Source organism: Flavobacterium aurantiibacter (genome assembly GCF_002251775.1).
GTDB classification, from domain to species: domain Bacteria; phylum Bacteroidota; class Bacteroidia; order Flavobacteriales; family Flavobacteriaceae; genus Flavobacterium; species Flavobacterium aurantiibacter.
Genome location: NZ_NOXX01000002.1, coordinates 1 through 1,208, shown reverse-complemented (window position 1 = coordinate 1,208; position 1,208 = coordinate 1). Strand labels below are relative to the sequence as shown.

The following is a 1,208-nucleotide window of genomic DNA, read 5'->3' as shown; positions in this document are numbered from 1 at the left end:
TGCTTCGCGGCGCTTCTTTCAGTCGCACGCCAAGCCACACCAAAATTCGGCAGCAGCTTCACGGCATTTCCGCGTCATTCCCTGCTGCGAAGTGTGTGCACGAAGGAACGTTTTTTGAAGAATTTGGTACGGAACCAAAGAAAAAAACTCGCTTAAAAGTTCTTAGACGAGCTTACAATGTTATAAATTGTTGTTAGGAAAGGTTGTTTGACAGTGGCTTGCTGCCGTAGGTGGTAGTTTGTCCTGCAGAACAAAATTAGTTAGAGCGTGATTGATAACTCTAAATGTCCGCCAAGTCCCAGCTCAACAATTTTTTGAAGCGTCGAAATGCGAACCTCTTTGATGTTGTTTTCAATCTTTGAAATATATCCTTTATTCGTGCCACATTTTTGGGCAAGTTCTTCCTGTGTCAAGCCCCTTTCAAGTCTCGCTTGTTGTATAAGAAAGCCAATTTTAAACGATTCATAGCCTTTCTCAAAATTGTCGCGTTTAGGTGTTCCTTTCTTGCCATATTGCTCGTCAACAAATTGGTCAAGCGTTTTTAAATTACTTTTCGCTTTCATACTCTTTTTTAATTTTTATTGCCTTTTCAATTTCAGATTTCGGCGTCTTCTGAGTCTTTTTTTGAAAACCATTTCCCAAAACAATGAGCTTTCCTTTGTCGAAGAAACAGAAAATTCGAAAAATGTCGCTACCCATTTTTATTCTAATTTCATAAAGTCCATCTGTTCCTTCCAAGTGTTTAAAATAGTCGGTCGGTACAAGCGGCAGAGTTTCAATAATTCTAAGAGTCCATAAAATCTTCTCTCTTACTTTAGGCTTCTGCTTTTCGTAGAAGTCTGAAAAGTAGTTTTTATACAAGCTTATTGTCCTTAGTTTTACTTCACTCATACGTTACAAAGATATTTAAAGTTGTCCGAATGAGCAACTTTAGCTTTTATCTAAAACAGCAAGCTACATTTTGCTTGCGGTTTGCAGCCAAGAGGAATTTGCAGTTTTTACTTAGATTAATAATGCAGAAAAGCAAACATAAATTCTCTCCTAAATTACGAAGTACGCTTTAGAAGTTAATTTTTAATCATTGTACAGTAAAAAAACGGTTTTTAAACACCATATCCATGACCTAAAACCTACTGGTTTCATTTGGGCAGCACCCGCCGCAAGTTTAGCGAAATCGGGTTGCGGCGGGTCGGGCATTTTGCTGCAAT

General features: G+C 38.2%; 2 protein-coding genes. Both read right to left on the bottom strand.

Annotated elements, in window-relative coordinates:
* Nucleotides 1–260 precede the first annotated feature (260 nt).
* Entirely contained in the window at nt 261–563 is a 303-nt protein-coding gene (locus tag CHX27_RS00020; RefSeq protein WP_094484755.1) for a helix-turn-helix domain-containing protein, read from the bottom strand.
* Nucleotides 547–891 (bottom strand): type II toxin-antitoxin system RelE/ParE family toxin, encoded by a 345-nt coding sequence (locus tag CHX27_RS00015; RefSeq protein ID WP_094484754.1) that lies wholly within the window; start codon nt 889–891, stop codon nt 547–549. Before CHX27_RS00015 ends, CHX27_RS00020 begins: the two co-directional genes overlap by 17 nt.
* Nucleotides 892–1,208 lie beyond the last annotated feature (317 nt).